The sequence below is a fragment of the Paenibacillus sp. UNC451MF genome (assembly GCF_000686845.1).
Taxonomy (GTDB): Bacteria; Bacillota; Bacilli; order Paenibacillales; family NBRC-103111; genus Paenibacillus_S.
Window position 1 is genome coordinate 1 of record NZ_KK366025.1, and the last position, 24,335, is coordinate 24,335.

27 protein-coding genes and 1 pseudogene are annotated in these 24,335 nt (G+C 45.2%); 7 read left to right on the forward strand and 21 right to left on the reverse strand.

Annotation, left to right across the window (positions count from 1 at the left end; genetic code table 11):
* Both BP97_RS40515 and BP97_RS0132465 read right to left on the reverse strand, forming a co-directional pair.
* Window positions 1-139 (reverse strand): annotated as a pseudogene (locus BP97_RS40515) (IS5/IS1182 family transposase); the annotation flags it as partial.
* Window positions 140-321: 182 nt separating this feature from the next.
* Window positions 322-762, reverse strand: coding sequence for a small multi-drug export protein (locus tag BP97_RS0132465; RefSeq protein ID WP_028552796.1), 441 nt, complete (start codon window positions 760-762; stop codon window positions 322-324).
* A 214-nt stretch (window positions 763-976) separates the two neighbouring features.
* Here BP97_RS0132465 and greA point away from each other — a divergent pair, with 214 nt between their 5' ends.
* Complete coding sequence (greA, locus tag BP97_RS0132470) at window positions 977-1,450, forward strand: transcription elongation factor GreA (RefSeq protein WP_028552797.1); 474 nt, start codon at window positions 977-979, stop codon at window positions 1,448-1,450.
* A gap of 47 nt (window positions 1,451-1,497) precedes the next feature.
* Here the strand turns inward: greA and BP97_RS0132475 are convergent, their stop codons facing one another.
* From BP97_RS0132475 to BP97_RS0132485, 3 genes are all read right to left on the reverse strand, one after another.
* The gene (locus BP97_RS0132475) at window positions 1,498-2,523 is read right to left on the reverse strand and encodes a phosphotransferase enzyme family protein (RefSeq protein WP_028552798.1); all 1,026 of its coding nucleotides are present in this window, start codon (window positions 2,521-2,523) and stop codon (window positions 1,498-1,500) included.
* Between the two features lie 96 nt (window positions 2,524-2,619).
* On the reverse strand, window positions 2,620-4,197 hold the full coding sequence (locus BP97_RS0132480; RefSeq protein WP_028552799.1) for a phytoene desaturase family protein: 1,578 nt from the start codon (window positions 4,195-4,197) through the stop codon (window positions 2,620-2,622).
* Window positions 4,198-4,465: 268 nt separating this feature from the next.
* Window positions 4,466-5,047, reverse strand: a complete 582-nt coding sequence (locus tag BP97_RS0132485) for a GNAT family N-acetyltransferase (protein WP_028552800.1) — start codon at window positions 5,045-5,047, stop codon at window positions 4,466-4,468.
* A 115-nt stretch (window positions 5,048-5,162) separates the two neighbouring features.
* Between BP97_RS0132485 and BP97_RS41820 the strand changes: the two genes are divergently transcribed.
* Complete coding sequence (locus tag BP97_RS41820) at window positions 5,163-5,291, forward strand: sigma factor (RefSeq protein ID WP_197035580.1); 129 nt, start codon at window positions 5,163-5,165, stop codon at window positions 5,289-5,291.
* Between the two features lie 149 nt (window positions 5,292-5,440).
* On the opposite strand, the gene BP97_RS0132490 is transcribed toward BP97_RS41820, so the two are convergent.
* Both BP97_RS0132490 and BP97_RS0132495 read right to left on the reverse strand, forming a co-directional pair.
* On the reverse strand, window positions 5,441-6,415 hold the full coding sequence (locus BP97_RS0132490) for a phosphotransferase family protein (RefSeq protein WP_028552801.1): 975 nt from the start codon (window positions 6,413-6,415) through the stop codon (window positions 5,441-5,443).
* 42 nt (window positions 6,416-6,457) lie between these two features.
* Window positions 6,458-6,640 (reverse strand): hypothetical protein, encoded by a 183-nt coding sequence (locus BP97_RS0132495; RefSeq protein ID WP_028552802.1) that lies wholly within the window; start codon window positions 6,638-6,640, stop codon window positions 6,458-6,460.
* 171 nt (window positions 6,641-6,811) lie between these two features.
* On the opposite strand from BP97_RS0132495, the gene BP97_RS0132500 reads away from it, so the two are divergent.
* A complete protein-coding gene (locus tag BP97_RS0132500) occupies window positions 6,812-7,822 on the forward strand; it encodes an aldose 1-epimerase (protein ID WP_036746976.1) in 1,011 nt (336 codons plus the stop codon).
* 60 nt (window positions 7,823-7,882) lie between these two features.
* Here BP97_RS0132500 and BP97_RS0132505 read toward each other — a convergent pair whose 3' ends face one another.
* The 7 genes from BP97_RS0132505 to BP97_RS39290 form a co-directional block, all read right to left on the reverse strand.
* Window positions 7,883-8,341, reverse strand: coding sequence for an Hsp20/alpha crystallin family protein (locus BP97_RS0132505; RefSeq protein WP_028552804.1), 459 nt, complete (start codon window positions 8,339-8,341; stop codon window positions 7,883-7,885).
* A 27-nt stretch (window positions 8,342-8,368) separates the two neighbouring features.
* On the reverse strand, window positions 8,369-8,584 hold the full coding sequence (locus tag BP97_RS0132510; RefSeq protein ID WP_028552805.1) for a spore germination protein: 216 nt from the start codon (window positions 8,582-8,584) through the stop codon (window positions 8,369-8,371).
* A gap of 22 nt (window positions 8,585-8,606) precedes the next feature.
* Complete coding sequence (locus BP97_RS0132515) at window positions 8,607-8,990, reverse strand: spore germination protein GerPE (protein WP_028552806.1); 384 nt, start codon at window positions 8,988-8,990, stop codon at window positions 8,607-8,609.
* A 36-nt stretch (window positions 8,991-9,026) separates the two neighbouring features.
* A complete protein-coding gene (locus tag BP97_RS40520; RefSeq protein WP_156043480.1) occupies window positions 9,027-9,200 on the reverse strand; it encodes a spore gernimation protein GerPD in 174 nt (57 codons plus the stop codon).
* Window positions 9,200-9,814, reverse strand: coding sequence for a spore germination protein GerPC (gene gerPC / locus BP97_RS0132525; protein WP_036746977.1), 615 nt, complete (start codon window positions 9,812-9,814; stop codon window positions 9,200-9,202). The genes BP97_RS40520 and gerPC overlap by 1 nt, the downstream gene beginning before the upstream one ends.
* 61 nt (window positions 9,815-9,875) lie before the next feature.
* Complete coding sequence (locus tag BP97_RS0132530; protein ID WP_028552808.1) at window positions 9,876-10,079, reverse strand: spore germination protein GerPB; 204 nt, start codon at window positions 10,077-10,079, stop codon at window positions 9,876-9,878.
* On the reverse strand, window positions 10,076-10,327 hold the full coding sequence (locus tag BP97_RS39290) for a spore germination protein (RefSeq protein WP_051621139.1): 252 nt from the start codon (window positions 10,325-10,327) through the stop codon (window positions 10,076-10,078). Before BP97_RS39290 ends, BP97_RS0132530 begins: the two co-directional genes overlap by 4 nt.
* 93 nt (window positions 10,328-10,420) lie before the next feature.
* On the opposite strand from BP97_RS39290, the gene BP97_RS0132540 reads away from it, so the two are divergent.
* From BP97_RS0132540 to BP97_RS0132550, 3 genes are all read left to right on the forward strand, one after another.
* Entirely contained in the window at window positions 10,421-10,621 is a 201-nt protein-coding gene (locus BP97_RS0132540) for a hypothetical protein (protein WP_028552809.1), read from the forward strand.
* Window positions 10,622-10,881: 260 nt separating this feature from the next.
* Window positions 10,882-12,639, forward strand: a complete 1,758-nt coding sequence (locus BP97_RS0132545) for an ABC transporter ATP-binding protein (RefSeq protein ID WP_028552810.1) — start codon at window positions 10,882-10,884, stop codon at window positions 12,637-12,639.
* Complete coding sequence (locus tag BP97_RS0132550; protein ID WP_081824479.1) at window positions 12,620-14,446, forward strand: ABC transporter ATP-binding protein; 1,827 nt, start codon at window positions 12,620-12,622, stop codon at window positions 14,444-14,446. Before BP97_RS0132545 ends, BP97_RS0132550 begins: the two co-directional genes overlap by 20 nt.
* A 68-nt stretch (window positions 14,447-14,514) precedes the next feature.
* Here the strand turns inward: BP97_RS0132550 and BP97_RS40010 are convergent, their stop codons facing one another.
* The gene (locus BP97_RS40010; RefSeq protein WP_081824480.1) at window positions 14,515-16,206 is read right to left on the reverse strand and encodes an SGNH/GDSL hydrolase family protein; all 1,692 of its coding nucleotides are present in this window, start codon (window positions 16,204-16,206) and stop codon (window positions 14,515-14,517) included.
* 170 nt (window positions 16,207-16,376) lie between these two features.
* Here BP97_RS40010 and BP97_RS38275 point away from each other — a divergent pair, with 170 nt between their 5' ends.
* Complete coding sequence (locus BP97_RS38275) at window positions 16,377-16,679, forward strand: hypothetical protein (protein ID WP_036746980.1); 303 nt, start codon at window positions 16,377-16,379, stop codon at window positions 16,677-16,679.
* A 38-nt stretch (window positions 16,680-16,717) separates the two neighbouring features.
* On the opposite strand, the gene hpaB is transcribed toward BP97_RS38275, so the two are convergent.
* The 6 genes from hpaB to BP97_RS0132590 form a co-directional block, all read right to left on the reverse strand.
* On the reverse strand, window positions 16,718-18,163 hold the full coding sequence (hpaB, locus tag BP97_RS0132565; RefSeq protein WP_028552813.1) for a 4-hydroxyphenylacetate 3-monooxygenase, oxygenase component: 1,446 nt from the start codon (window positions 18,161-18,163) through the stop codon (window positions 16,718-16,720).
* A 152-nt stretch (window positions 18,164-18,315) separates the two neighbouring features.
* The gene (locus tag BP97_RS0132570) at window positions 18,316-19,341 is read right to left on the reverse strand and encodes a glycoside hydrolase family 88/105 protein (RefSeq protein WP_028552814.1); all 1,026 of its coding nucleotides are present in this window, start codon (window positions 19,339-19,341) and stop codon (window positions 18,316-18,318) included.
* 74 nt (window positions 19,342-19,415) lie between these two features.
* Window positions 19,416-20,258 carry a carbohydrate ABC transporter permease gene (locus BP97_RS0132575; protein WP_028552815.1) on the reverse strand — a complete coding sequence of 281 codons (843 nt, stop codon included), beginning with the start codon at window positions 20,256-20,258 and terminating at the stop codon, window positions 19,416-19,418.
* A gap of 1 nt (window position 20,259) precedes the next feature.
* Window positions 20,260-21,159: a carbohydrate ABC transporter permease gene (locus tag BP97_RS0132580; RefSeq protein WP_028552816.1), complete on the reverse strand. Its 900-nt coding sequence runs from the start codon at window positions 21,157-21,159 to the stop codon at window positions 20,260-20,262.
* 185 nt (window positions 21,160-21,344) lie between these two features.
* Window positions 21,345-22,667: an ABC transporter substrate-binding protein gene (locus BP97_RS0132585; protein ID WP_028552817.1), complete on the reverse strand. Its 1,323-nt coding sequence runs from the start codon at window positions 22,665-22,667 to the stop codon at window positions 21,345-21,347.
* Between the two features lie 116 nt (window positions 22,668-22,783).
* Window positions 22,784-24,334, reverse strand: coding sequence for a response regulator transcription factor (locus BP97_RS0132590; RefSeq protein WP_028552818.1), 1,551 nt, complete (start codon window positions 24,332-24,334; stop codon window positions 22,784-22,786).
* Between the last annotated feature and the right edge of the window lies 1 nt (window position 24,335).

Below are 24,335 nucleotides of genomic sequence, written 5' to 3' on the forward strand. Positions count from 1 at the left end.
AGAGGTGACGGACCTTTTCATCTATGAAGGAAAAATCGATGTACTTATCAATCTTGCGGAGCATATGATCAGCTGGAACTAAATCTTCAATGGATACCAGCTCGTAGTTTTGTTGTTTATCTCGATTCGAACGCAGCATACCCTACACCTTCTGTTATCAATGTTACAATAATTATACCATATTAACGCGGTGCTGTATTGAATTAACTGAACAAAAGAAAAGCTGTCGAGACTTACTTTCTCGACAGCCTGAAAAGCCGTGATACGGCTTTTTTTATCGAGCAATGCTGGGTTACAACTTGTTCGCCCTATCCTGCTCCTCTATTCTCCACCCAGCGGAGTAAAGCTTACTCCATATGCTACCGCAGCTGTCAGAACTGCACTCCAAAATACAATCCCGATCGTCATCCACAAAAACAGCTTTCGTGGCTCGGCGCTGAACGAAATACCGATTGCTGCTCCCAATGGAGCTCCGGTTATAAGTGGAGACAATAAACCAAGTCCAGCAATGCCATACTTATGCCAAATGCGGGTCATAGTGCCGCCTCTTCCTCCCGATTTGCTTTGAAATCGACGTACTAGCCAATTGCGCAGCGACGATCCGAAGAAAATAACGACAATTGCACTGGCTATAGAGCCTAATGAGCTCAGGAATGCTGTCATAACAGGATGAAGCTTAAGAGCAAAGCCAAGCGGAATCGCTGCCCATAGTTCCAATATGCCGGTTCCAAGGACTGAAGCCCATGAAAGCAGACTACTCATATCCATCACCTACATTACAAAAAAAATGATAATTCCAATCCATATCTTTTCCACCTTCCAAGCTGTTCGTAACAGTCTTAGAAAGTACATACGTATCAGCAGGCAAATTGTTACAAGAAAATGATCGTCACTTTTTCGCATCACGGCTTAAAATAGTGTACAATGCAATAATGAACATGAATCGAAATTGTATAGGGAATTAGGAGATGCAGGAATGGCAAACGAAGAAATTATATTAACTCCAGATGGTCTGGCCAAATTAGAACAGGAGCTCGAAGAGCTCAAAACAGTAAAACGCAAGGAATTAGCCAGCCGCATTAAAACTGCTATCAGCTATGGCGATTTAAAGGAGAACAGCGAATACCATTCCGCCAAGGATGAGCAGTCATTCATGGAAACAAGAATTTTAACGATTGAGAAAATGTTAAAAAGAGCTCGTGTCGTTGATAAAGTAGACACTTCTGCCGTTAATGTAGGCTCAGTAGTCGTTCTGCTGGATATGGAGTTTTCGGAAAAAATTGAATATAGGATCGTAGGCCCTTCCGAAGCGGAAGTGCTCGAAAACAAAATATCCTATGAAAGTCCTTTGGGCAGTGCGCTTATGGGCAAATCCGTTGGAAACGTTGTCGTAGTCAACGCTCCAATGGGTGAAATCAAATACGAGCTGTTGGAAATAAGAGCAAATTAGATTGAAAAATTACTCAAGGGGCATGCCTTCACGGCGCATGTCTCTTTTTATTTGATTACCGCCCCACTCGGTCCGAACCAGCCATCCAAATAGTCCCAATGCTCCATTAGCCAGATCATTTCCTCAGCAAAGCGCTTGGGGGGCGCGCTGAACGCGTCCATCTCCGTTTTTAACCACCAATGGGCCTCGCGGCACCATAATAATTTCAAGGATAACGATAATCTCCCCAGAGGAAACGGGCGTTCCTCTCTATATCCCCTCAAGAACGCTGCTGTTGGTCCAAGACGAAGCTGCCCTTCATGTAAGGCAGCCGATAAGATCGCTCTTGCCACATCGATTTCCTGATAACCGAACTGAATCGTATCAAAATCGACAAAACATACATCCCCGTCTGCTCCAACCAGCATATTATCAACCCATAAATCCCAGTGTGCCCAACCAGGCTCCAAATGATGGAATATAGATAGATCCAGTTGGGACAGCAGCTGTCCCTGTCGTTCAAGAACACGCTTGAGCCGGGTTTTGGAAGCAGGCAAATCTGCTGCCCTTTCAAACTGCATCTTCCATTTCTCTTGCATTGTTTCAAGAGTAGGCGTCCAAGGCTCTCCTTCTCCCGGATGACGGGATAGTACACTGTGCATACGTCCGGCAGCCTGTCCAAATCGGAACATCATCTCTGGATCCAAACGTCCGGCCCCTGCCGGCGTCGTTCCTTCATAATGCTCCATAACCACATAGAAATAACCTGAATTCGATTCGAAAATAAATTTTCCGTCCTGGCTTAATATGGCTGGACATACTTTAGCTTGTTCATGCACTATTTGTTGAATAGATAATGATCTGGCGATAGTTAATCTACATTTTACATCTGTTAACGGATAACGCTTGGGATGATAGCATTTTACGAACAGCTTGCCAGATTGCGTGATTACAATCCATTTCCAATTACGAAACCCCATATGAACAGCACTATAGCTACGAATCTTTACCTTTAACTCTTGTTCTAGATGTGCGAAAATCTCCTCGCGAATGATAGAATCCTCTAGTGCATGAGTTTCAGCTGAAACTGTCACTGAACATCTCCTTCTTTCTAATTGCATTATATTCAAGCTTATCGAGCTCTTGTATACCAAAAAACCAGACTGCTCTCATAGCAGCCTGGTTTCTGTTTATTTAGAAAGCAGCTTCTGCGCTACGATGTAGCCTGACCCTCCGTTGATTCCATGTCCCGGCCAAGTCGCAGCTCCGAGCATGTACAGGTTCGGTATTTCCGTCTGATGACTCGGTTGCGCTTGAAGCGGTCGAAGCAGATAGCTTTGCGCTAAATCATGTGATCCTCCATAAGCATCTCCAGGTCCAGAGTTGATGTTGAATCGAGCAATTTTATCTGGTGTGACTACATACTTGCCGATTACAGCGCTCGGGATATTCGAAATATGTCTACCTACGATAGACAACACACGCTCGGTAAAGCGTTCCGTCAGATCCTCGGTCCAGCTTCCATCACCCACATCGATTTGGCTTGCCGCATCTCCTCGAGGACGGCAAGGCACCTCGAGTACTTGAATCCGCATAATGGCCTTCCCTTCCGGAGAGCGGGTTGGGTCCAGATTAGTGGAGCAATCCACTGTAAAAGTCGGCTTAGTCGGAAGTAAGTCAGCCATTCCCTGCGCTATCGCCTGTGTAAATCCATCTAACCCATCAGTCAAATGAGGCTGCCCGACTCTATTGAACCGTGGATCCGGCCATCTAGGCGGCTCACTCAAAGCAAGGTGGATTTGTACGCAGCCTCGGCCGTAACGGAATCGCTTGGCTTGCTCACGCAAAACAGGACTTACTTTCGTATTAGCCAAGAGGGAGAGGTACAGCTGATCGGGTCCGGTCGAAGCAACAACTGCTTGCTTAGCATGAAATTCTTCGCCTCCAACCGTACGTACGGCGACAGCGCGACCGTGCTCCACCTTAATACGATGAACTTGACTGTTCGTCTGAATTGTACCGCCGTGATCTCGGACGAGCTGCACAAGGGCTCGAGCAAGCATCTCGCTTCCGCCTTCTGGAATCGGCATGCCTCCTGCCATCAGTGCCATAGCTGTTAGCGGAACCCAAATCCCGCTTCCAACCTCATCTGGAGTACGACCGAGATGTGTAACCCATGGAGCCAGCATAGAACGCATGACTGGAGAATGAAATGAACTAACCGCTTGACGAGCAGTAGACAACACGGAAGCAGCGAAAGCTGAATAGCCTGGCCGTCCCTTGTCGTGAAGCAGTTTCTTCAGCGTTGCGGTTGCTTCCGGCGACGTTAAATCCAGATTAAATAATCCAAATACATCTCCAGCATATGGATTGAATTCATCAAACATACGGGTCAACGAGGCACCGTCTCCAGGAGAGATAGACTCGGCTTCTTCCACAAACGCCTCCATGGAACGAGGAAATATCCCGGTCCTTCCGTCTTCCATCGAAACACCCGTCGGCAAGTCCGTATTGATGTAACGTAGTCCTCTGGCTTCCAAATCCTTACCCAGGTCGGCATACGCTGGGCCTGTCAGCAATAAAGGATGAGCAGCTGCGTAGACATCATGCTTGAAGCCGGGAAGCGTCAGCTCCTCGGTTCTCAGGAAGCCTCCCGGTCGATCGTTCTTTTCAAGGACCAGCACGCTGCGTCCTGCGCGTGTCAAATAAGCTGCTGCAATCAAAGCGTTATGCCCACTGCCGATCATAATCACATCATAGGTCTTCAATATACGATATCCCCCCTACTCATAGATGTTTTGATTGTAATTCATTCATAGGGAGAGGACTGCTGCATTATGTCGACAGCTTCAAATTTTCATTAACCAAAAAAAAGAGACCCACATCAACGGGATGCGGGTCTAAAGTTATATATTAAAAAGGGGGTCTTGAGTACATTATAGATCGTGTACATTAAATCCAGGTGAAAAACATATTACAAGTTGATTACAAATAAAGACAACTTTGCTTCTGCCTGATTTCAGCAACCGCTTCTCCTTACCCCAAATAGCTTTCCAGTCTTAATTTGATTTGAGGCCATTCTTGATCAACAATGCTGTACACACAGGTGTCGCGTATATAACCGTCGTTCAATATCCGGTGACGTCGCAGCTCCCCCTCTTTGACCGCACCAAGCCTTTGAATCGCCTGATTGGATCGCACATTTCTCTTATCCGCACAAAATTGCACACGAACGGTGCCCATGGTTTCAAAGCAATGCTTCAAAAGCAAATATTTGCACTCTGTATTAATACGTGATCTCCATACGGACGGATGATACCATGTCCATCCGATTTCCACGTTGCGATTCGGTTTGGAAATATTAATCAGCCTCGTAGAGCCTACTATACTTTGAGTTTCCTGGTCCCATACGACGAAAGGGATCTCCGTTCCTTTTTCCTTTTCAATCAAAGCCTTCTCTATAAAATTACGTGCATCCTCTGCGGAGTTAATTTTCTCCGGAAGATAAGTCCATATTTCAGGATTTGATGCAGCCCTGTACAAGCCTTCAGCATGCTCTCTATCAAGAGGAATCAGTTTAGCGCGAACGCCCACAAGATCAATTGATTGTAAATTCATCATTCCACTTCCTTTTTAGTTTACATTTATGTAAGCATCATATTAATCTACTTACTAGATGAATGAAAGAACCGATTTTTTCATTTTTCGATAGTCCATTATTTTTTAAAAAATATTGCAATCCCCAACCTTTTCCAACCGAACACAGAATCGGGAGGAAGCAGAGGATTTGGCCCAAGACATTATGCTTCAGCTCCTTAAATCAATCACTTCATACGTTTGGACTAATGAACGAGCTGGTTGACCGCAATAGGCTTAATCAGCCACTACCACATCAGAAAAAAACAATCACGACACTGATGGGCTTGATTAAATAAGCTTCATTTCCTAAATAATAACAAGCCGGCTCCTCCTTTTGAGAAGCCGGCTTGTTATATTATAACTATTTCCACACTACTTCTGAATGGTCCGTGCTATTAACTGCTGGAGATCACGGGTGCGATTAGGCGTACTCTCAGTACAATGGCTCAGCATGTCGCATAAGGCCACGAGATCCTCCAATTTGGATATTAGCTTCCAGTTTTCCTGAAGTTCTTCTCCTTGTTCCTGATAGGCCCTAATAAAATGCTTTTCAAAAAGGGACCCATCCTCCTCATACCGCAGTATATTGGCGAGATCGACATGCCTTCTCCACGAAAAGGCAAACTCCCAATCGAGAACAGCCGAGACGGAATAACCAGCTCGATCCTGCTGCATCAATATATTTAGGCCATTGAAATCCGAATGAACGAGTACCGGCTTGTCCCTAGTTTCCGACAATATCAAGCTGTTGGCTTGGCAAAATGACCAAAGCCTCCGTGAAAGCTCCTCTCCAAGCCAGCTACAGCACGGGCTCTGGAACAAGATTTGTTCCATAATCAGAGCAAACTGCTCACCGCTCATAGGAAGAGGATGATGGATGCATAGATCTTTATCCAAAAAGCCGGCATTCGAAAATTTGTACTTGTGGATTTTGGCAAGTACACCGCCTACAGAAGACGCTGCTGCAGCAATATCTTCAGTAGTCCCGTGCTTCAGAACATCACGTAGAAGAGTGCCCTCTTTCCATTCCAACACACACCAAGGTTTATCCAATATACTACAACTCGTATCCATATGAATATATTCAGCAACCGGTACCGTTTCGTGAACCCATTTGGCTATAGCATTCTCCTTCTGCAAGACATCTCCGCTTCCATTGAATATCCGCAGCACGTAGGGATTGTCTTTAGACTCGAGAAAGATTTTGTAATTCGAGTTACTTAAACCGACGCCCAGTCGTTCAGCCGCAACGATCCGTTTGCCTGTAAAAGCCGGATGAATGATTTCATTCAACTGCTCTAAATTTAAAGGAGTTGTCCCCCCAGTCCGTTCCCAGCCTTCCTTCATCTTCTCGACTCCTAGTGGTATAATGTTGGAGTATCTCTAACTCTAGCTACCTGGATACTCCGCTTTCAATTCTTCAATCGTTTGAAATCGTTGTGTTTCAAAAACAAACTTTGCCGGCGCTTTATCCGTCTTATCTTTTAGAATATGACCATAGAACTTTCCGTCTTTAGCAAAAACAACCATTGTTCGACCGGGTTCATTTGCCAGTGGGTATTTCTCAACCATGGATACGTTCACCTCGCCATTATTTATTCCTAGTTTCTATATTCTTGAGAACTCTTTCATATCCTCTATTTTCCAATTGGTTTTAGTAGTTTACACATAACAAGATTCTATTCATTCATTCCTTATGGTATTCTGAAAAGGAGATCTTACATAGAAATTTAGGAGGCAATTATGATTACTTTACAATCCAAAGCCTATGAAGCCCCTTACCAGGGTGAGCCCGCGGTATGGCTGACGTATGGTTCTTATGAAGCTGTTATCCTGCCTGCCATTGGAGGCAACTGCATCGCTTTTCGCGACACGGTGAATCAATATCGTTTTTTGCATGAGCCTACACTTTCGGAGATGGAATCTTTTAAAGCAAAACCCATCATTCACGGCATCCCAGTACTCTTCCCGCCAAACCGGTATGAAGACGGCAAATTCCCATGGAACGGCAAATGTTACGAGTTTCCGGTGAACGAGCCTAGTACAGGAAACCATTTACATGGTTTTTTCCATGATATTCCTTGGGCAGTAGAGCAGTTCAGCGCAGATGACTACTCCAGCCGAATAACGCTTGTTCAGAAAGTCGGTACGGAGCATCCGGTCTATAAATACTTCCCTCATGAATTCTCCATGAAGCTTAGCTACACATTAAATGAAATGGGCTTGCACCAGCACATTCTCGTCCGCAACGACGGTGCGGAATCGATGCCTTGTCTATTAGCGTTCCACACATCCATTAATGCTCCATTCGCTTCCAATAGCCAAGCTTCGGACTATCGTTTCAAGATGACTACAGGACAGCGTTGGGCTCTCAATGAACGCATGCTACCTACAGGACAGTTTCAACCTCTTACTGAGGAGGAAGAGCTTATGAAAACTACGGGTCTCTCTCCTTACTTCGAAGCGATGGACAACCATTATACATCACAGCCGCAAAATGGCCGTAACCGTATGGAACTAACGGATACATATAATCGTGTCACTCTCGTTTACGACGTAGGTACCTCCTTCAAGCAATGGATGATCTGGAATAATAATGCGACTGAAGGCTTCTTTTGCCCGGAGCCGCAGATCAATCTGGTCAACGCTCCTTCGGTTCCACTTCCAGCCGAGCAAACAGGCTTGATCTCTTTGAACCCCGGAGAGATTTGGGAAGAAACTGGACGCTTGTACTGTGTTCAACAACAAGAGTAGCCTTATATACGAACAAACAAAAAGGCAGAAGAACACTACGTTCCTCTGCCTTTCTCCCATCTAAGTAGGAAATTCAACCTCCGTTTGATGAAACGGCTCCTCCTTCCCCCGTTTGCGTAGCTGCAGCTGTAATGCCCCGTCCTTGTATACTGCCCTACAGCTCGTTGGGTCCACCGGATGCGGAAGACGGAGCCATTGAATCTCCCGGTTATCCTTCCCCTCCAGCTTGACTTGATGCTCAGCTGTAAACACGTTAACTTTTCGTGCTTGAGCTCTATCCGGAATATTAATTTTCAAGATAAGATGCTCCATGGTCTCTATAATCTCTGTATCATAACGAGTAACATTAGAATTGGAGTCCATGGTTGGCACGTTTTCCTTCAATATTTGCTGTACATAATCTTCTACCCAATGGGACTTGTTCTTTGGATCAGCTGAGCTTTGCGGTAATATACCGCGGAAATATTGTTCGAACTGGCTCCAGTCAAATTCCGAAAAGGGATTATGTTTAGGATCCATTTAAGCCTTCCCCCTTTTACCGACCGTTCATCTCAGTGTAGCCGTAGGCTGATCGATTAAAGCAGCATCCGACACATTATTAATATTTGGGCCATTTAAGGTGTTGACGATATTGCCCGTATTACTTCCGCCTTGACCTGAAACGGATTTGGAATTGGTCGTAGGTGAAATGCTCAGTGCATCTCCAAAATTGACCGTCCCGCTGTTGCTGTTAATATTCACGGACTGAACAATTGATGGCAAAGCAATTCCCCCCTCCATTCATTCATGTCATATCAGGCCTTTCTTTCAGTAGATGCCGGATATGCTTGATCCGTGACTGGGCTTGCAAATTATCGCTCGAACCGATATGAAAGATAGAAGAAGATGATGCTAGGAACATATTGATTTTATTCACGGTTATGTTGGGCGTTTCGTTAACTCGGGACATGTAAATATTTTCATTAATTATCGGCACCAGAAGTGATCGGGAGAACAAGGAATAATCGGAGAAACGAAATTCGTTTTGAATAAAAATCGCTTTCTCCCGTTGTACAGCGATCGTATAATTGAATGGCGTCAGCTGGTCGGAATCACCAATCTCCAGAACCGTGGCGACCCCCAACGTATTGATCTTCAAATAGCCAACAGTCGACACTCTCTGATCCACTGAATACCCTCCTTGTTCAATTATATAACGCTGGATTTACTCAATGAAAGGGATCGTTACCCCAACTATCACTTTCTCGGGTGGTGATTCAAAAGCGCCGAGCAGCGTTATCGACCTGATATCCCCTACGAAAAACACGGATGAAGTACTTAGGTAGGTAATATCGATCTTATTAACATTAATTTCTCCGTTAATAACATTAAATTCCATTAAGCGCCACCCTCCCTGCGCGGCAAATTTTTGATAAACGCTTCAAAGGTTCTTTCAATATCTCGCTTCACTTCTTCAAAGATAGAATCTTGCATATTCCCGTTCCGCTCTGATCCCATTTTGTTCATATAATAATGAATGCGCTTGTCGATTTGTTTTTTTACATCTTCTACAATAAACCTGCGGTAGGGTTCATCCAAAGGGTTCTGATACATCTGTTCATAATGCTCTAATGCTTGATAAGCTCCGCTGTTGAAATAGTCATCCACTTTGCTTTGAATTCCCTCGAACGTCTGTGGAGTGCTCATTTCCCCGGAAGATGGAGCGCTCACGGACTGCCCCACTGAGTATTCCTCGATGGAGGAGTCAGAGTCCTGCGCATTCGGATTGATGCCGATGTTCAAGGTTCCTTCCAGCTTCTCCACCTTTAGCAAATCAAACCGGTATTCGTTACGGACCACAGGAGGTTCGGGATTTTTTCTTTTTAAAGCATTGATTTCTTTCATCAGCTCATCGATCTTTACATTCAACTGCTGTATTTGCTGATTCTGATATTGTAAGCACTCGTTCACCTGCTGCATATAGCGCATTATTTCCGGGCTCAAGTAGTACATATCGATCAACCTCTCCCACAATACCTAACGGGTTCAATTACCAGACGTTTCAATACGACCTTTATAATCTGGGTTCAGATAGAGGAATAAACGGAATTGTAGATCCTCCTAGAGCCGGAGCAGGCTCAGTGAATCCCCCCGTATTAAACAGCTGAGATACCGGTTTAATGATACCGGCGCTGCCAATCTGAAGGACAGACGAATTCGATATTGCTTCAATTTTCAGGGTATGTATGACAATGTTTTGCTGAATAAACAAATTCATGATGTCTGTTCCTCCTCTTGGATAACCGGGGTTTGTGATGAGTCAACGCTTCTTTGCACATAAGCTTCAGAACCGTACACATTGATGACGCTCGACTCATTGTGAATATTCAACGTATTACCGGAATTGAATGATCCTCCACCTGCATATGTTGTACTGAACGTACTTGGAGAGATGATCCCCACATCGCCAACATTGAACACGCCGCTAATAATATTTACGTTAATCACTCCAACCAAGGCCGGCATATCATGACATCCTTTTTAATAAAATGTCTTTATTGTAGTTTATGACGGGTGTTTCCATGTATTCATCCATTTATGAAAGGAGAGCAGTCCACAATGAAAATGACCGTCAAAAATAAGTGCATTCATGTCGGCGATATGAAAATTAGCGGCGTCGGGGGAGCATCCATTGTTCTAGTTGGAGATGCAGAGACTATAGCTAACTCCTCTTACTTTGATACGCCTGCAAATTCTCTCGTATTCAGTCCCAATATCCCGCTGAATCCAGTACATAGAGAACAGAAAGAAAATTCCTAGTTAAGAAGTAAATGGTTTAATGTCTTTAACATATAGGACAAAGTCGGATGGTCATACAGTCCGTTTTGTCCTTTTTTCATATGGACCTTGTAATAGCCGTAAAAAGGAGAAATTGGAAGAATAACAGCTGTTATTCCTCCATACTCGGGATTTCACTCTGAAAATAACATCTGGAGTATGCTAAGGATGGATGAAATATTTAGTGTGCCGAAGTATAATTAACAATCGAGACCATAATAACAAACAGGATGTGGATTCTATTGAAGGAGCGGCGACTGCTAGCGGATTATCTTAAAGCTCATTGGTTATTTTACTTACTGGCTATTGTTTTCACCAGCGTTGCAAATATTACTCAATCTTATTATCCGAGGGTTCTGGGTAATTTTACGGATCAGCTGCAATCGGATGGAATCACGGAAAAGATCATTGTCGACTACAGCGTACTATTGTTGGAAATCGGACTCATCTACGGGGTTTTGGTCGGACTTGGCCAGTACACAGTCATGCGTCTTGGACGGAGGTTCGAATTCTTTACCCGCCGAAGGCTGTTCCAGCATTTCTTAACGCTTAGCGAGAGCTACTATTCAAAGAATGGCGTCGGACGACTGTTAAGCTATGTGATGAACGACGTGACTAGTGTGAGAGAGGCCATCTCCAGCGGTTTTAACCAAACGACGAACGCGGTTATCCTTATTATTTCCGTAATTGTAATGATGTCGTTAACCAACATTCCTTTCTACCTGATTATCGTCTGTATAATCCCGCTTCTCGCAATTCCCATTGTCGTCGTATACTTCGGACCGCTCATTCGCAAGCGTTCTATGAAGGTACAGGAATCATTAGCCAAAATGACGGAATCGGCAGAGGAACAATTCGGGGGTATCCGAGTAACCAAAAAATTTGCGGTTGAAAACATTATGCGTAAGCGTTTCGGCAAAACCGTCGATAACATCACCGACAATCAGCTGAGACTAGTTAGACTTTCTTCCTTATTCCAAGCTATTTTGCCTTTCTTAGGTGCACTGTCGCTGATCGTATCGATCCTTTTCGGCGGTTACTTGACGATACAGCATAAGATCACATTAGGTAATTTCGTATCACTAACCTTGTACCTACGTATGATGGTCAACCCACTTCAGCAAATTGGCAACGTTATCAATACAATGCAAAGATCTCGCGCTTCGCTTGAACGGATCAATCAACTGCTCGATCTTAAGCCTGACATTCAGGAAACCGCTCAAGCAAAACCGCTGCAGCTCAACTCTGCAGGAATTCGTATCAAAGGTTTAACGTTTGCATATCCCGACTCACCCAAATCGGCATTGCACGATATCAACCTTACAATACAGCCTGGCAAGACGGTTGGCATCATCGGGAAAACCGGAAGCGGCAAAACGACGCTCGTGAAGCTGCTCCTGCGGATTTATGATCCTCCTAAAGGAACAATCACAATCGGAAATGATGATATTCACCAGCTAACACTGGAAAGCCTGAGAAATGATATCGCTTACGTTCCTCAGGATGGTTTTCTGTTCAGCACGACAATTCGCGACAATATTGCTTTCTTTAATCGGGATTCCGCATTTGATGCAATTGCCAAGGCCTCCAAGCAGGCACAAATTCATGATAATATCATGGAATTCCCCGACCAGTTCGAGACCAAGCTCGGTGAGCGCGGCGTCACACTGTCTGGGGGACAAAGGCAAAGAACGAGCTTGGCGCGTGGATTCATCAAGAACGCACCTATACTAATCTTGGACGACAGCGTCAGTGCGGTCGATGCAGTTACGGAAACGAAGATCATCGAAAACCTCCGTCTCGGGCGGAAAAATAAAACGACGATCATTATCGCACACCGGATCAGCGCCATTAAACACGCAGATGAAATTATAGTACTGGATGAGGGAAGGATCGTACAGCGGGGAACTCACCATCAATTGATGGCAGAGGAAGGAATTTACGCTACCCTATATTCCATTCAGGAGGAGGGAACCCGTTATGCCGAAGGAAACAGGTAGCATGAAGCCGCAGGAGGAAATCAGCACCGCTTACCACGTCAGCAAGGAAGACCGGCGTGCGGCATTTCGCTCTACATTAGCTTATGCGAAACCTCACCGTTGGAAGTTTCTGCTTATCTTTTGCTGTACAATGCTGGTTATCGCGGCCGATTTGCTGCAGCCTTATTTGGTGAAGATCGCCATAGATAACAATTTGTTAATCGGCAAGAATGATTTTAGTATGCTGACAGTCATATGTGGTGTTTATTTACTGCTTTCCGTCATCAGCCTTGTATTTACCTACATTCAGAACAATCTGCTCCAGTTCACGGGGCAAAGCATCGTAGGTCGGATAAGAAAAGAGCTGTTCGAGCATATTTCCAAGCTGTCGATGCCGTTCTTTGACCGGTTTCAAAGCGGCAGTCTCGTTACCCACGTTTCGAGCGATACCGAATCACTGAACCAGTTCTTTACTCAAGTGTTCCTAAGCTTGATTAGGGATGGGATGACCTTAGTATTCATCATCATCCTTATGTTCCATCTTGATCCTGTATTGGCAGGCTACAGCATGATTCTGCTGCCTGTTATTGCGATCATTGCCATTGGTTTTCGTTCGTATATGCGCAAGACGTATCAAATCGCACGTACGCAATTATCTCGATTGATCGCCTTCGTTGCTGAGAATTTGGCAGGCATGAATTTGATTCAAGCATTTCATCAGCAAAAAGAGCAGGAGAAGCGGTTTACAGAGCAAAACACCCGTTATTACCGTGCCAACCTGCGCGAAATTCGTACCAATGTGCTGTTTAACCGTTCCTTTGATATTCTGGGCAATTTATCTGTCGCATTCCTAACCTGGATCGGGGGTATGGCGGTGTTTCATCATACGATAGAATTCGGTGTTCTATATGCTTTCATTACGTATATACGACAGTTTTTCCAGCCTATCAACTCCATTACCCAGCAGTGGAATACGCTTCAGTCCACTACGGTTTCCATGGACCGGCTGCATCGAATCTTTTCCATCAAACCGGACATTAAGGACGCTGATAAGCCAGTTCAAGTGGACTTAGCAGAACTTAAAGGCCAAATTGACTACAATCACGTTCAATTCGGTTACCAAGAAGGAATCCCCGTTATTCGTGACCTTGATCTGCATATCCATGCAGGTGAAATGATCGGAATCGTTGGAACGACCGGTGCCGGCAAAAGCTCTCTTATGAGTCTGCTTTGCCGATTCTATGACGTGAACAAAGGAAGCATTCTCATTGACGGAACCGATATTCGGAACATTCCGCAGGAGCAGCTTCACCGAATCATCGGCCTTGTTCAGCAGGAGCCTTTCCTTTACTCGGGAAGTATTGTAGATAATGTCCGCCTTTTCGATGAGACCATTACCCGTGAACAGGTTATTGAGGCCTGTACGTTCGTAGGCGCAGATCCGCTTATTCAACGCTTGAAGGACGGATATGATACTCTGCTCTCAGAGAGAGGCAGTGGTCTCTCAGCAGGTGAACGTCAGCTTATCTCTTTTGCAAGGATCGTAGTGTTCCAGCCGAAAATATTAATTTTGGACGAAGCAACCGCGAATCTCGACTCCCAGACGGAGCAGTTAGTCCAATCGGCACTGAATGTCGTTTCTGCGGGTAGAACTACCCTGGTTATTGCGCATCGTTTATCGACGATTATGCAGGCGGATCGTATCATCGTCATGCGGCAAGGTGAAATCGTAGAAGAAGGAAATCATACGCAGCTGATTGAAAAACAAGGCTACTATGACCAATTGTACCGTCATTCACAGGGCAAAATGGCCATGGGTTCAATGTAAAGGCATAAAAAAATAACGCTCCGACGTTAGGCGAAACGCCTTTGCTCGGAGCGTTTTGTTTTATATCATTACATTCGGTTCGCTTTGGCGGATTGAATAAAATCTACGATCGGCTGCGGCTCTTCCAAGCTGTGAGGATGATGTCCCACTCCCGGCTTTATGATAACTTGCGGTTTGCCTCCCCATTGCTTCAGCTTTTTCTCAAAAATAGCCGTATTTTCCTCCAGAGGCACCACTTCATCCGCATCTCCGGCAACGATCAAGATAGGAATGCCAGCCTTAACCAATACCTCAGCTTTATCCAAAGGATTTTCTTTGAAATAAGGTGCTGTTGATTCGGTTAGACCGTAAACTGCCAAGCAGTCTTCCCAATTTTGTTGTGAAGGAACGCCACTGCCTTTACCTCCAGGCCAACTCGTGATATCAAGCACCGGAGCATCCAAGTAAAGCGCCAGCACATCGTCCGGATATGTAGCTGCGTATTGAACCGCGTAAAGGCCTCCGCGACTGAAGCCGAACAATGCCGGTTTCGCTGCCAGCTCAAACTGCCTGATCACATGAGCGTGAAACCGATGCATCCGCTCCACAGCACCCGGACAACCGTACATATTGCTCAGTCTGTAATATACAATGTGCCAGCCCTGTTCAAGTAAAGCCATATCCGCATAGGCAAATGCATTGAAAAACTCCGTTCTCCAGATCCAGGGACGCCCCGAAGCAGGTTTTTGCGGTGCAACAACAATTACTTCCCGCCCTTCAAAATCATAATCCGTCCGGGAATAACCCTTCCACTCCGAATCAATACTGCCATTAACGCTGCGATATTCAGCAAGCGCATGATGTATCTCCGCATCAAGCTCTGCTGCTTGACTTATGGCCTCCGCCAATGGAAGCGCCGGTGTCTTACTCGGGTTTGTATGGCCCACATGCTCCTTCCATCCGGCACTTAGAAATCGATGGCGTTGCATGACTAGTGCAAACCATTTCGGAAGCGCGTTATCCGGCAGCCCTACATAATCCGGTGTCCTCTCCAGCGAAATATTGAACAATCGACTGAGCAAGGTTTGGGCGATGACCCAGTGACCTCTTTGGTTCGGATGAATGCCGTCACCTGAAGAATAATCAGGATTCTCGGCATGAGCCCTCTCAAAGTCTTTAGCTAACCGATCATGAATATTGATCACTGCATCAGCTTCGTCTTTAAGAGTAAGGCACCAGTCTGCATATCGTTTTAACACATCGTTATAACGGGCATAAGGATTTTTCCAGCTGTAAGAAGGACTCTCCCCCTCTCCATCTCTCGTATCAGACTCATCTGCCAGATCTCGCTTAATTGATTTGACATCAAACGGTGGCGGCGTCATCACGATCGCCTTGGCCCCTGCCTGCATAATTTTATGAATTAAGGAAAGTATCCCGTTACGATACGCTGCAAAGCGGTCTTCTGAAAACGGATGATAAATACCGTCATTCATTCCATAGCAGACAACAACCCAGTCCGGGTTGCTTTCCTTCAGCGCGGCATCGATCCGCTCATGGATACAAGGGCGTGGAAACGGGTGCTCTGGCTCACTAAGTCCTGAAGCGGTTTCACTGCTCACTCCAAGATTAATGAAAGTTATGTTTTGACCCGGCATATGCTGTGTAAAGTAAGCGTGTACAAAGGCGATATAACGACCGTTATCTGTAATGCTATCTCCCAAAAAGGCAATCTTAAGCGAACCGGGTACAACCCCATCCTTCAGAAACAAAGTCCCCATCTTTCATGAATCCTCCCATTATTAATATCTCGCTTATTATAACATGTTAACGTGTTCAATTGGATTTTTTTAGGAATCGGAGTTGAAATTTGTCATACTTTGCAGGGGTTTGGGCTTTTATGGCGAATAGTAAATTTTAGTATAAAATAACCATGAAAGGATGGGATACAGTGAGTAATGCAAGAATTTTTTTACTTATAACAGCCCTTCTGGAAGGTATTCTGGGGATTCCGATTTTAGGCGGATCGATCGTGATCGGCTTTGCCTATGTTCCATTATTTATCATGTTTGTCCTCCACATCATTACGCTCGTGCTAGCGTTGAAAGAGTATAAAGATAAGCATGGAAGTATTGCCGGAATCGTCACCTCGTGCATCGCCTGGATTCCGATTGTTGGTATGATCTGTCACATTATTACCGCTATACTGCTCTTTGTGAGCTATTTTAAATACGACTATGGCAGACAACGTTAAAAACGCTGAACCCTCGTTCAGCGTTTCTCTTTATCCCTCTAGGTCAATAAGCGCCTCACTTTATCCGCGCAAGCATCCTTGTTAGCATAGTTGTAGTAAAGCCGTGAAGAGACTTTCACGGAATCTCCGAAGAAGAACCGCTCATACAAGCTCTGCCTTCCTGCAAAGGAGCTTGAACTCAGCTCCCACGCCAGTCGAAACAAACGTACTTTTTGCTGAGCGTCCACCTCTATTCCTTTTAAATACCTAGTCAAATCGGCACCGATCTCCGACTGAAAATCTTGATCGTTCGGAATCATAACCAAGCCGCTGGCTCCAATCAGTTGAATGATGTCCATTAACCGTGGAACCACTTTCGGGTATAAACAGTTCGCCGTATATAGCGAGCTTGGATTCGGTAGCATCGTTCCCCATTGGTCCGGTTTAGCTTGAACCTCCGATGCGATAAGCAAAGCTTTTAAAGTTTCAAGTACTGTAATCACTTCCGATACTTTCTCTATCACCTGCGTATAAGTGCGGAGTCCAAGTGCTTGAACGATAGACTCTATAGTTCCGAGCATAAGCTCCGTCTTAGCAATGCATCTGCACAATACTTGATGAGTAGCATGAGTGTGAAAATGGCTTTCCTCGATAAATTTGCCTAATAGGGTCTCATCCCCGTATATAAACACACGATCATGCGGCACAAGCACATGATCCAACACAACCAGCGTATCCATCTCCTCAAATTTCGAGCTAAGTGGATAATCGTGTGCTGAATCCCCTGCAACCAGACTTTCTCTGCAAATAAACTTCAAGCCGGGAAGATCATTAGGAATGGCAAATGCGAAGGCATGGAGGTTCTCATCCGCGAACGAAGGCAGTGCAGGCGGGAATATAAGAATTTCTTCCGCAGTCGCACCCTGAGTTGCAAGTAAGAAGGCACCGCTTACGATAATTCCTTCCTTCGTCTTCTCGATGACTCTCGGAGCATCCGGCTCTTCCAATGTCCGCATAAAGCTCGACATTCTCGCGGTTGGAGGCAGAATAAACGCATGAGAGAGTGTAATATCGTTTTCCCGGCAGTATTCGTAGTACTTCTTCATATTCTCGGCGTACTGTGGATTATTCTCTTTCAGCAAATCTGCAGCCGCACCGAACGCCATAATGGCAGTATTCATGTAATCCGGAGCACGGCCCAATAATCCATGATGGCGATCACACCATAACGACATCATGATTCTTCTCCGTTCGAGATCTTCACGGGATTCCGGGCGAAGAAAAGATAATCCAACCGGATCTCCGGTTGTGGGGGACGTATAAGTCATCCGCGGCTTATACCCCTCTCCCCCTTGCATGTCATAGAGCTCCACCTGGGTAGAAATCAGCCCGCGAAAAGCAGGATGACTGGATACTGGACCGTCTACCCGCTTCCCTTGAACCCAAATATGCGGATTGGATTTATTCAGACGATCGACATACTGCTTTCCGTTTTTGATCGGCATAGGTAACCACCTTCTAAACTTTTGTATTATCATACGTCAGCCTTTCTGGATGGGTAGGGCGTAAGCTTATACATTTGAAAAAATATGGGGTTGTGCCGATAGAACCGAACGCAAAAAAATGCCGACTTTTTCAGTCGGCATCTCAAATCATTTTACCACTCTTGACGTGTAAGCAGCGAAGACAAGAAGGTCAGTGCCAGACCTTGACCCCAGCCCTGCATCCGTTTGTGCGGAACGCCTTTGTAGCCTTCCGCATCACGCATAACCGCAGTTCCTGCCGAAACGCCTCTGACTGAACCGTCCTCATCAATACGACTAAGGATGCCTACGACGGATTTGTTCACATACTTGTTATACATTTTACCGCTCGAGATCAACGCGGCTGCGATCCCTGCCGATCCTGAAGTTTCGGTATAGGAGGTCGGATCGTTCAACACCGTGTGCCATAGGCCAGTTTCCGACTGCAAGCGTACCAGTGCGGCCAATTGATCCCGCAAGGAGCCCTCAATGACCATGAACGAAGGATGCGTCACGTGAATTAATTTCAATGCCCGCGCCATTGTGATGGCCGCCCAAGAGTTTCCACGCGCCCAATATATGCCGGACATATGGCTTTGTGCCAGGTTGTCCCAGCCATGATAATACAAGTTCGTCGATGGGTCCTGTAAGAACTCCTCATGACCATGATACTGCTTAATGCCATCCTCCAAGTAGTCGTTGCGACTCAGCATCGTACCGATTCTGACCAAGAAGTATCCGGCCATAAACATCGTATCAACCCATGCCTGCTCAGGAAAGTTATAGTCCTCTGAGTTCACCGTATGTTGAAAAATACCGTCTGCGAAACGTTCTGCATCATTTTTCAGAAAATCTGCCATTTGTACCGCGAAATCCAAATATTTTTGGTCTCCTGTCGCTTTGTACAAGCTAAGTAGCGAATGACCGATGGAAACCCCGTTCACCGTCAGCTTCGGCAGCCCGTCCTCCAGTTGTTCGTCGACCCAGCCTTTTAACAGCTCGATATATTCCTGATTGCCAGTCGCTTCATAAGCTTCTGTTACTCCGTAAAAAGCAACACCGCCTGGCCAATCCCAGTTGTAATCCATTTGAAATGTACGCCGGACTACACGATCGATAGCGGTTCTGATTTCTTGTTCATCATATATAAGTGCTGGCATGTCCATAATTCCTCCTCTAAGATGAGAGTCTGTTCGATCGTTCTCGAACAGACTCGATAATGGTTAGGCTCCAATTAACCTTTCAGACCACTGGTGCTGATCCCTTCAACGATATATTTTTGGAATATAAAGAACACAATAACGATAGGGAGCAGCGAAAGCGTCGACATGGCGAACATCCCGCCCCAGTTGTTGATCGAATCTCCGTCTAGGAACAGCTTCAAAGCTAGCGATACAGGATACAGGGAAGGCTTATTCAAGTACAATAACGGATTGATGAAATCGTCCCATTTCCAATAGAATTGAAAGATGGTTGCTGTAACCAGCGACGGAATGATCATAGGAACGATAATCCGGAAGAAGATCGAGTACTTATTGCAACCGTCCATTTTTGCCGCTTCATCCATTTCAGGCGGAATGGTACGGATAAATTGCATAATCAAGAATATGAAGAACGGAACTCCGAAAAAGCTTGGTACAATAATCGGTTTGAACGAAGACAACCACTCCAGCTTAGCGAACATAACATATTGCGGAATGACAGTAACGTCATGCGGCAGCATCATGGTCATCATGACGCAACCGAACCAGAAGCCGCTTCCCTTGAACGGGATTCTTGCTAATCCATATGCAACGAGTGCGGAAGAAGCTACGGCACCAATAGTAGAGAAAATAACGATAATAAACGAGTTTTTAAAGAATGTGCCGAACGTATTCCCTGCGAACCCTTTCCAGCCGGTTGCGTAGTTTACGAATTCAAGCCGACTCGGAATCAAGCTGTATGCTTGAGAGAAAATTTCACCGTTAGGCTTGAGCGAGCTTACAGCCAACCAAATTATCGGATACAGCATGAGCAGCGCCAGGCAGCCAACAATCAAGTGATAGAAGACGTTTGAAATTGTTTTGGTTCCAGCCATCTTATTTGTCTCCTTTCGCCTCGTAATGCACCCAGTACTTGGATGATTTGAAGATTACCAAAGTAATAAGGCCAATGATGATGAGCATAATCCACGCGAGAGCCGAAGCGTAACCCATTTCGAAGAAAACGAACGCTCTGCGGTACAGGTACAAGGAGTACAATAAAGTATTATCTAACGGTCCACCTTCACCACGAGAAATGATATAAGCGGGAGTAAAGGTCATAAACGCAGAAATCGTCTGCATGATCAAGTTAAACAAAATAATGGGGCTTAACAGCGGAAGCGTAATTTTGAAAAATTTATACACGCTATTGGCTCCATCTACGCTAGCCGCTTCGTACAGAGATGCAGGAATGTTCTTCAAACCTGCTAGGAAGATAAGCATCGAGGATCCGAACTGCCATACCGACAAAGCAATCAACGTCCATAATGCCGTTCCAGGACTTCCGATCCAGGATGTTTCCGTGTGAATCCCAATGACTCCAAGGAACGAGTTGAGAAGCCCTTTATCACCGAAGATTTGCGTCCACATGATGGAAACAGCAACGCTGCCTCCAATCAGGGAAGGAAGATAATAGGCCGAGCGATAAACGCCGATGCCGCGTGCGGCTTTGTTAAGCAGCATGGCTACAATCAGGGCAAAACCAAGTCTCAGCGGAACGCTGGCAAATACGTAAGTAAAAGTAACTTGAAATGACTTCCATATTTTGTCGTCATCCGTAAATATTTTGGTGTAGTTATCAAACCCGATCCAGCGGGGGGCTTCCATCAAGTTATACTCGGTAAATGAGTAATACAATGACGATAGAATAGGATACAATGTGAAGATAAGAAAGCCGATAATAAACGGAGCGGTAAACACGTATCCGACGACATTGTTGTTGTCCCGCAGCTTCATGGTATTCAACCCCTATGCATGTAGTTTGCTTTGCTTCTCTTAGCTTATAACCTTATTATAAAGACTGCTCTCAGACTAAAGAATGCAAAAAACCGTTCATTTTGTTTAAAAAACAGACTCGGCTTTCTATACAAAAAAAGCGGATCAGACTTCTCACAGGAGACTGTCTTGATCCGCTTCACGGGTTACTTTTTATTTTTTGCTAGGATGGCATTGGCGTCTTTACGGAACTTCGCCGCAGCATCTTCAACCGAAATTTTCTTATACAAAATTTGCTCGCTCAAGTCTTTCAACAGCTTTTCTACCTCTACGGAACCAACAGGGTTCGGAGGATCCATTGGGCTGCTGTTGGTTTCTGCCCAAGCTACATAGTCGAATACTTTTGCTTCAGCAGGAGTCAATGTAGGTTTCAGCGCTTCTTTTACTTTGGAAGAAATAGGGACACCGCGCTCGCCTTTAATAATTTTGTTCGCATCGATATCGTTAATGAAGAAGTCAAGGAACTTAGCTGCTTCTTCTTTTTGCTTCGAATTTTTAGTGATGGAGAAGCCCATACTAGGTTTCAAGAATAAGCCTTTTTTGCCGTTCGGACCTGGAATAGGAATGAGCTCCGTGTTACGCTTAGCAGCAGCGGACCAAGCTACGTATTGGTTGGACCAGGCGAAGCTGCCGAAGGCGTTGCCGAGAACCATTTCATCGTCCTCTGGTGTAGATTTCTTTTGAGCCAATTTATCCAAGCTCAGCAAATAGCCGGAATCATACATTTTTTGGTAACGTTTGAAGTAATCTACGAAAGCTTTATCATCTGTATATCCTAAGGTTGTGCCGTCAGCACTGTACATTTTTTGATCTACCGTACGCAAGTAGTAAGGGAAGAATACATCATACCGCAAGTAGTCCATCAAGATTTTCCCATTGCCTTTCAGCTTTGCACCTAAGGCATCGAGGTCATCCCAAGTCCAATCTTTTGCTGGCATGCTTGCACCGGCTTTAGCCAGCATGTCTGGATCAACTGTAGCTCCCAGAGCATTGACGCCCAAAGGAATTTGATACAGCTTGCCGTCATACTCGCCGCTTTTCAACGTGTTCGCGTTTACTGCGCTCATGTCCAGCTTACCGTTGGTCGTATAAGGACGAAGATCTTCCAACTGGCCTCTGCCACCGAATTGGCTCAAGTAAGACATATCCATTTGAATGATATCAGGCAATCCATTAGCAGCCGCTTGCGGGGCTAGTTTTTTCCAGTAGTCGTCAAAGGAAGCATATTCAGCTTCGATTTTAACGTTAGGATTTTTTTGTTGATAGAGCTCAATAACTTTCAGTGTGTAGTCATGTCTTGCTTGACCGCCCCACCATGCAATGCGCAAAGTAACCGGATCTTTACTGCCCGAACCCGAGCTTACTGCATCCGTCTTCTTGCCGGCATCCCCACTGGAAGCCGCGCCTCCACACCCTGCAGCGGTTAATATCATCGATAGCGAGAGTACCATTGGCAACGCTTTCTTCATCTCTATTTCCTCCCCTGTTCTTCGTCTTTACATTGCTATTATCTCGCTTTGGACCAGGAAAAAGAATTCAAAAAACCGTCAACCTTGTTTAAAAAACAGAGTTGTTCCGCCCAACATTAAGTCGTTTTCATATATTCTGACGGCGTGCAGCCTGCATACTTTTTGAATACTTGGCTGAAATATTGAGGATTGTCTCCGAATCCAAGCTCTTCGGCAAGCTCAAATATTTTAATGTCGGATTTTTGATGAATTAGCTCAATGGCCTTGGAGATTCTGACCCTCATCACATAGTTGGAAAATTTTTCGCCGGTCTCTTTTTTGAATAGCTTGCCCAAATAATCCGAGTTCATGTAAAGCATTTGATGGGCAACCCAATTCAGCGATAGCTCAGGGTTTCCCAAATGCTCATTGATTATATCGACTACCTTGCTTACGATGGCACTGTGCTTAGTTTTCGTCTGCTCGTAATGCGTTGATGTGATCTCATCCGCAGTCTCTTTAAAGAACGATTGAATGGCCTGCAGTGTGTCTAATTGCATCAGCTTCACGACTTTGTCCATATATCCGTGCATGTTCTCGGAATCGCCTAGCCTTATCATCGCCATAAACAGCTGAATAACGTAAGATTTGGCTGTAGTAATATCCGAACGAAGCTCCGATAACTTCAGGAAAAATAGCTCGATTTCACGTACTGCCTCTTCCCTATTCCCTGTTTTGATCTGCATAATCAAATTGTCTTCGTTAAAACCGAGCTCCTCGATCTCCGTTCTTCCCAAACCGACAATATCCAATTCTGTGATCAAGCTTCCCTCACCGAGGTAGAAACGGTAATTTAAGCATTCAAGCGTCTGCTTATACAAGCTGCGTGCCTGGGTGATTTCACCCGCTTCACTCAATGCTATAGTGAGATCAATCTTGTAGTACCGCAGGAATGTTTCACGGATAAGTCCAATCCGTTCCTGAAGGATACCCTCCGTAGTTGTATTCTCCACGACAATAAGGACGTGATCTCCGACGGTTGAGCTTAACACGTTGTTTTCCAACAGCTCTTCGGCAATATTTTTCACAGCAAACAAATGCTCAAACTCGAACGGACCATCGAGATGAAACAAGATCAGTCTCACCTTGCGATCGCCTAGATCCAATTGGAACAAATGGCTGAAATATTCCCAATCCCGGTTTCCATAAGTTTTATTCGTTACAAACTCTTTCAGAAACTGCTCCTTCACATGGGGCAGCACCTTGGCCAAGCCTTCCTTCATATTGCTCACGAATTGCTCGCTCTGACGTTCCTCGTTCAGCTCCAAGACCAGCTCTTGAAGAACCTCCATTATCTTGTTCTCGTTACATGGCTTTAGCAAATAATGCTTTACACCGTACTCAATAGCCGATTGAGCATATTCAAATTCTCCGAAGCCGGATAGAAGGATAAGCTTAATCTCCGGAAATTGAGCGGATACTTTAGCCGCTAGCTGGAGTCCGTCCATCCCAGGCATTTTAATGTCACTAATAATAATGTGAGGCGGATCCTCTATGATCTTATCGTAGGCCTCAATACCATTGCGAGCAGTTCCCGCCAAAACGGTACCGGCACTCTCCCAATCCACAATTCTAGATATGCCGTCCAGTATGATTCGTTCATCGTCTACTAGCAGTACTTTGTACACA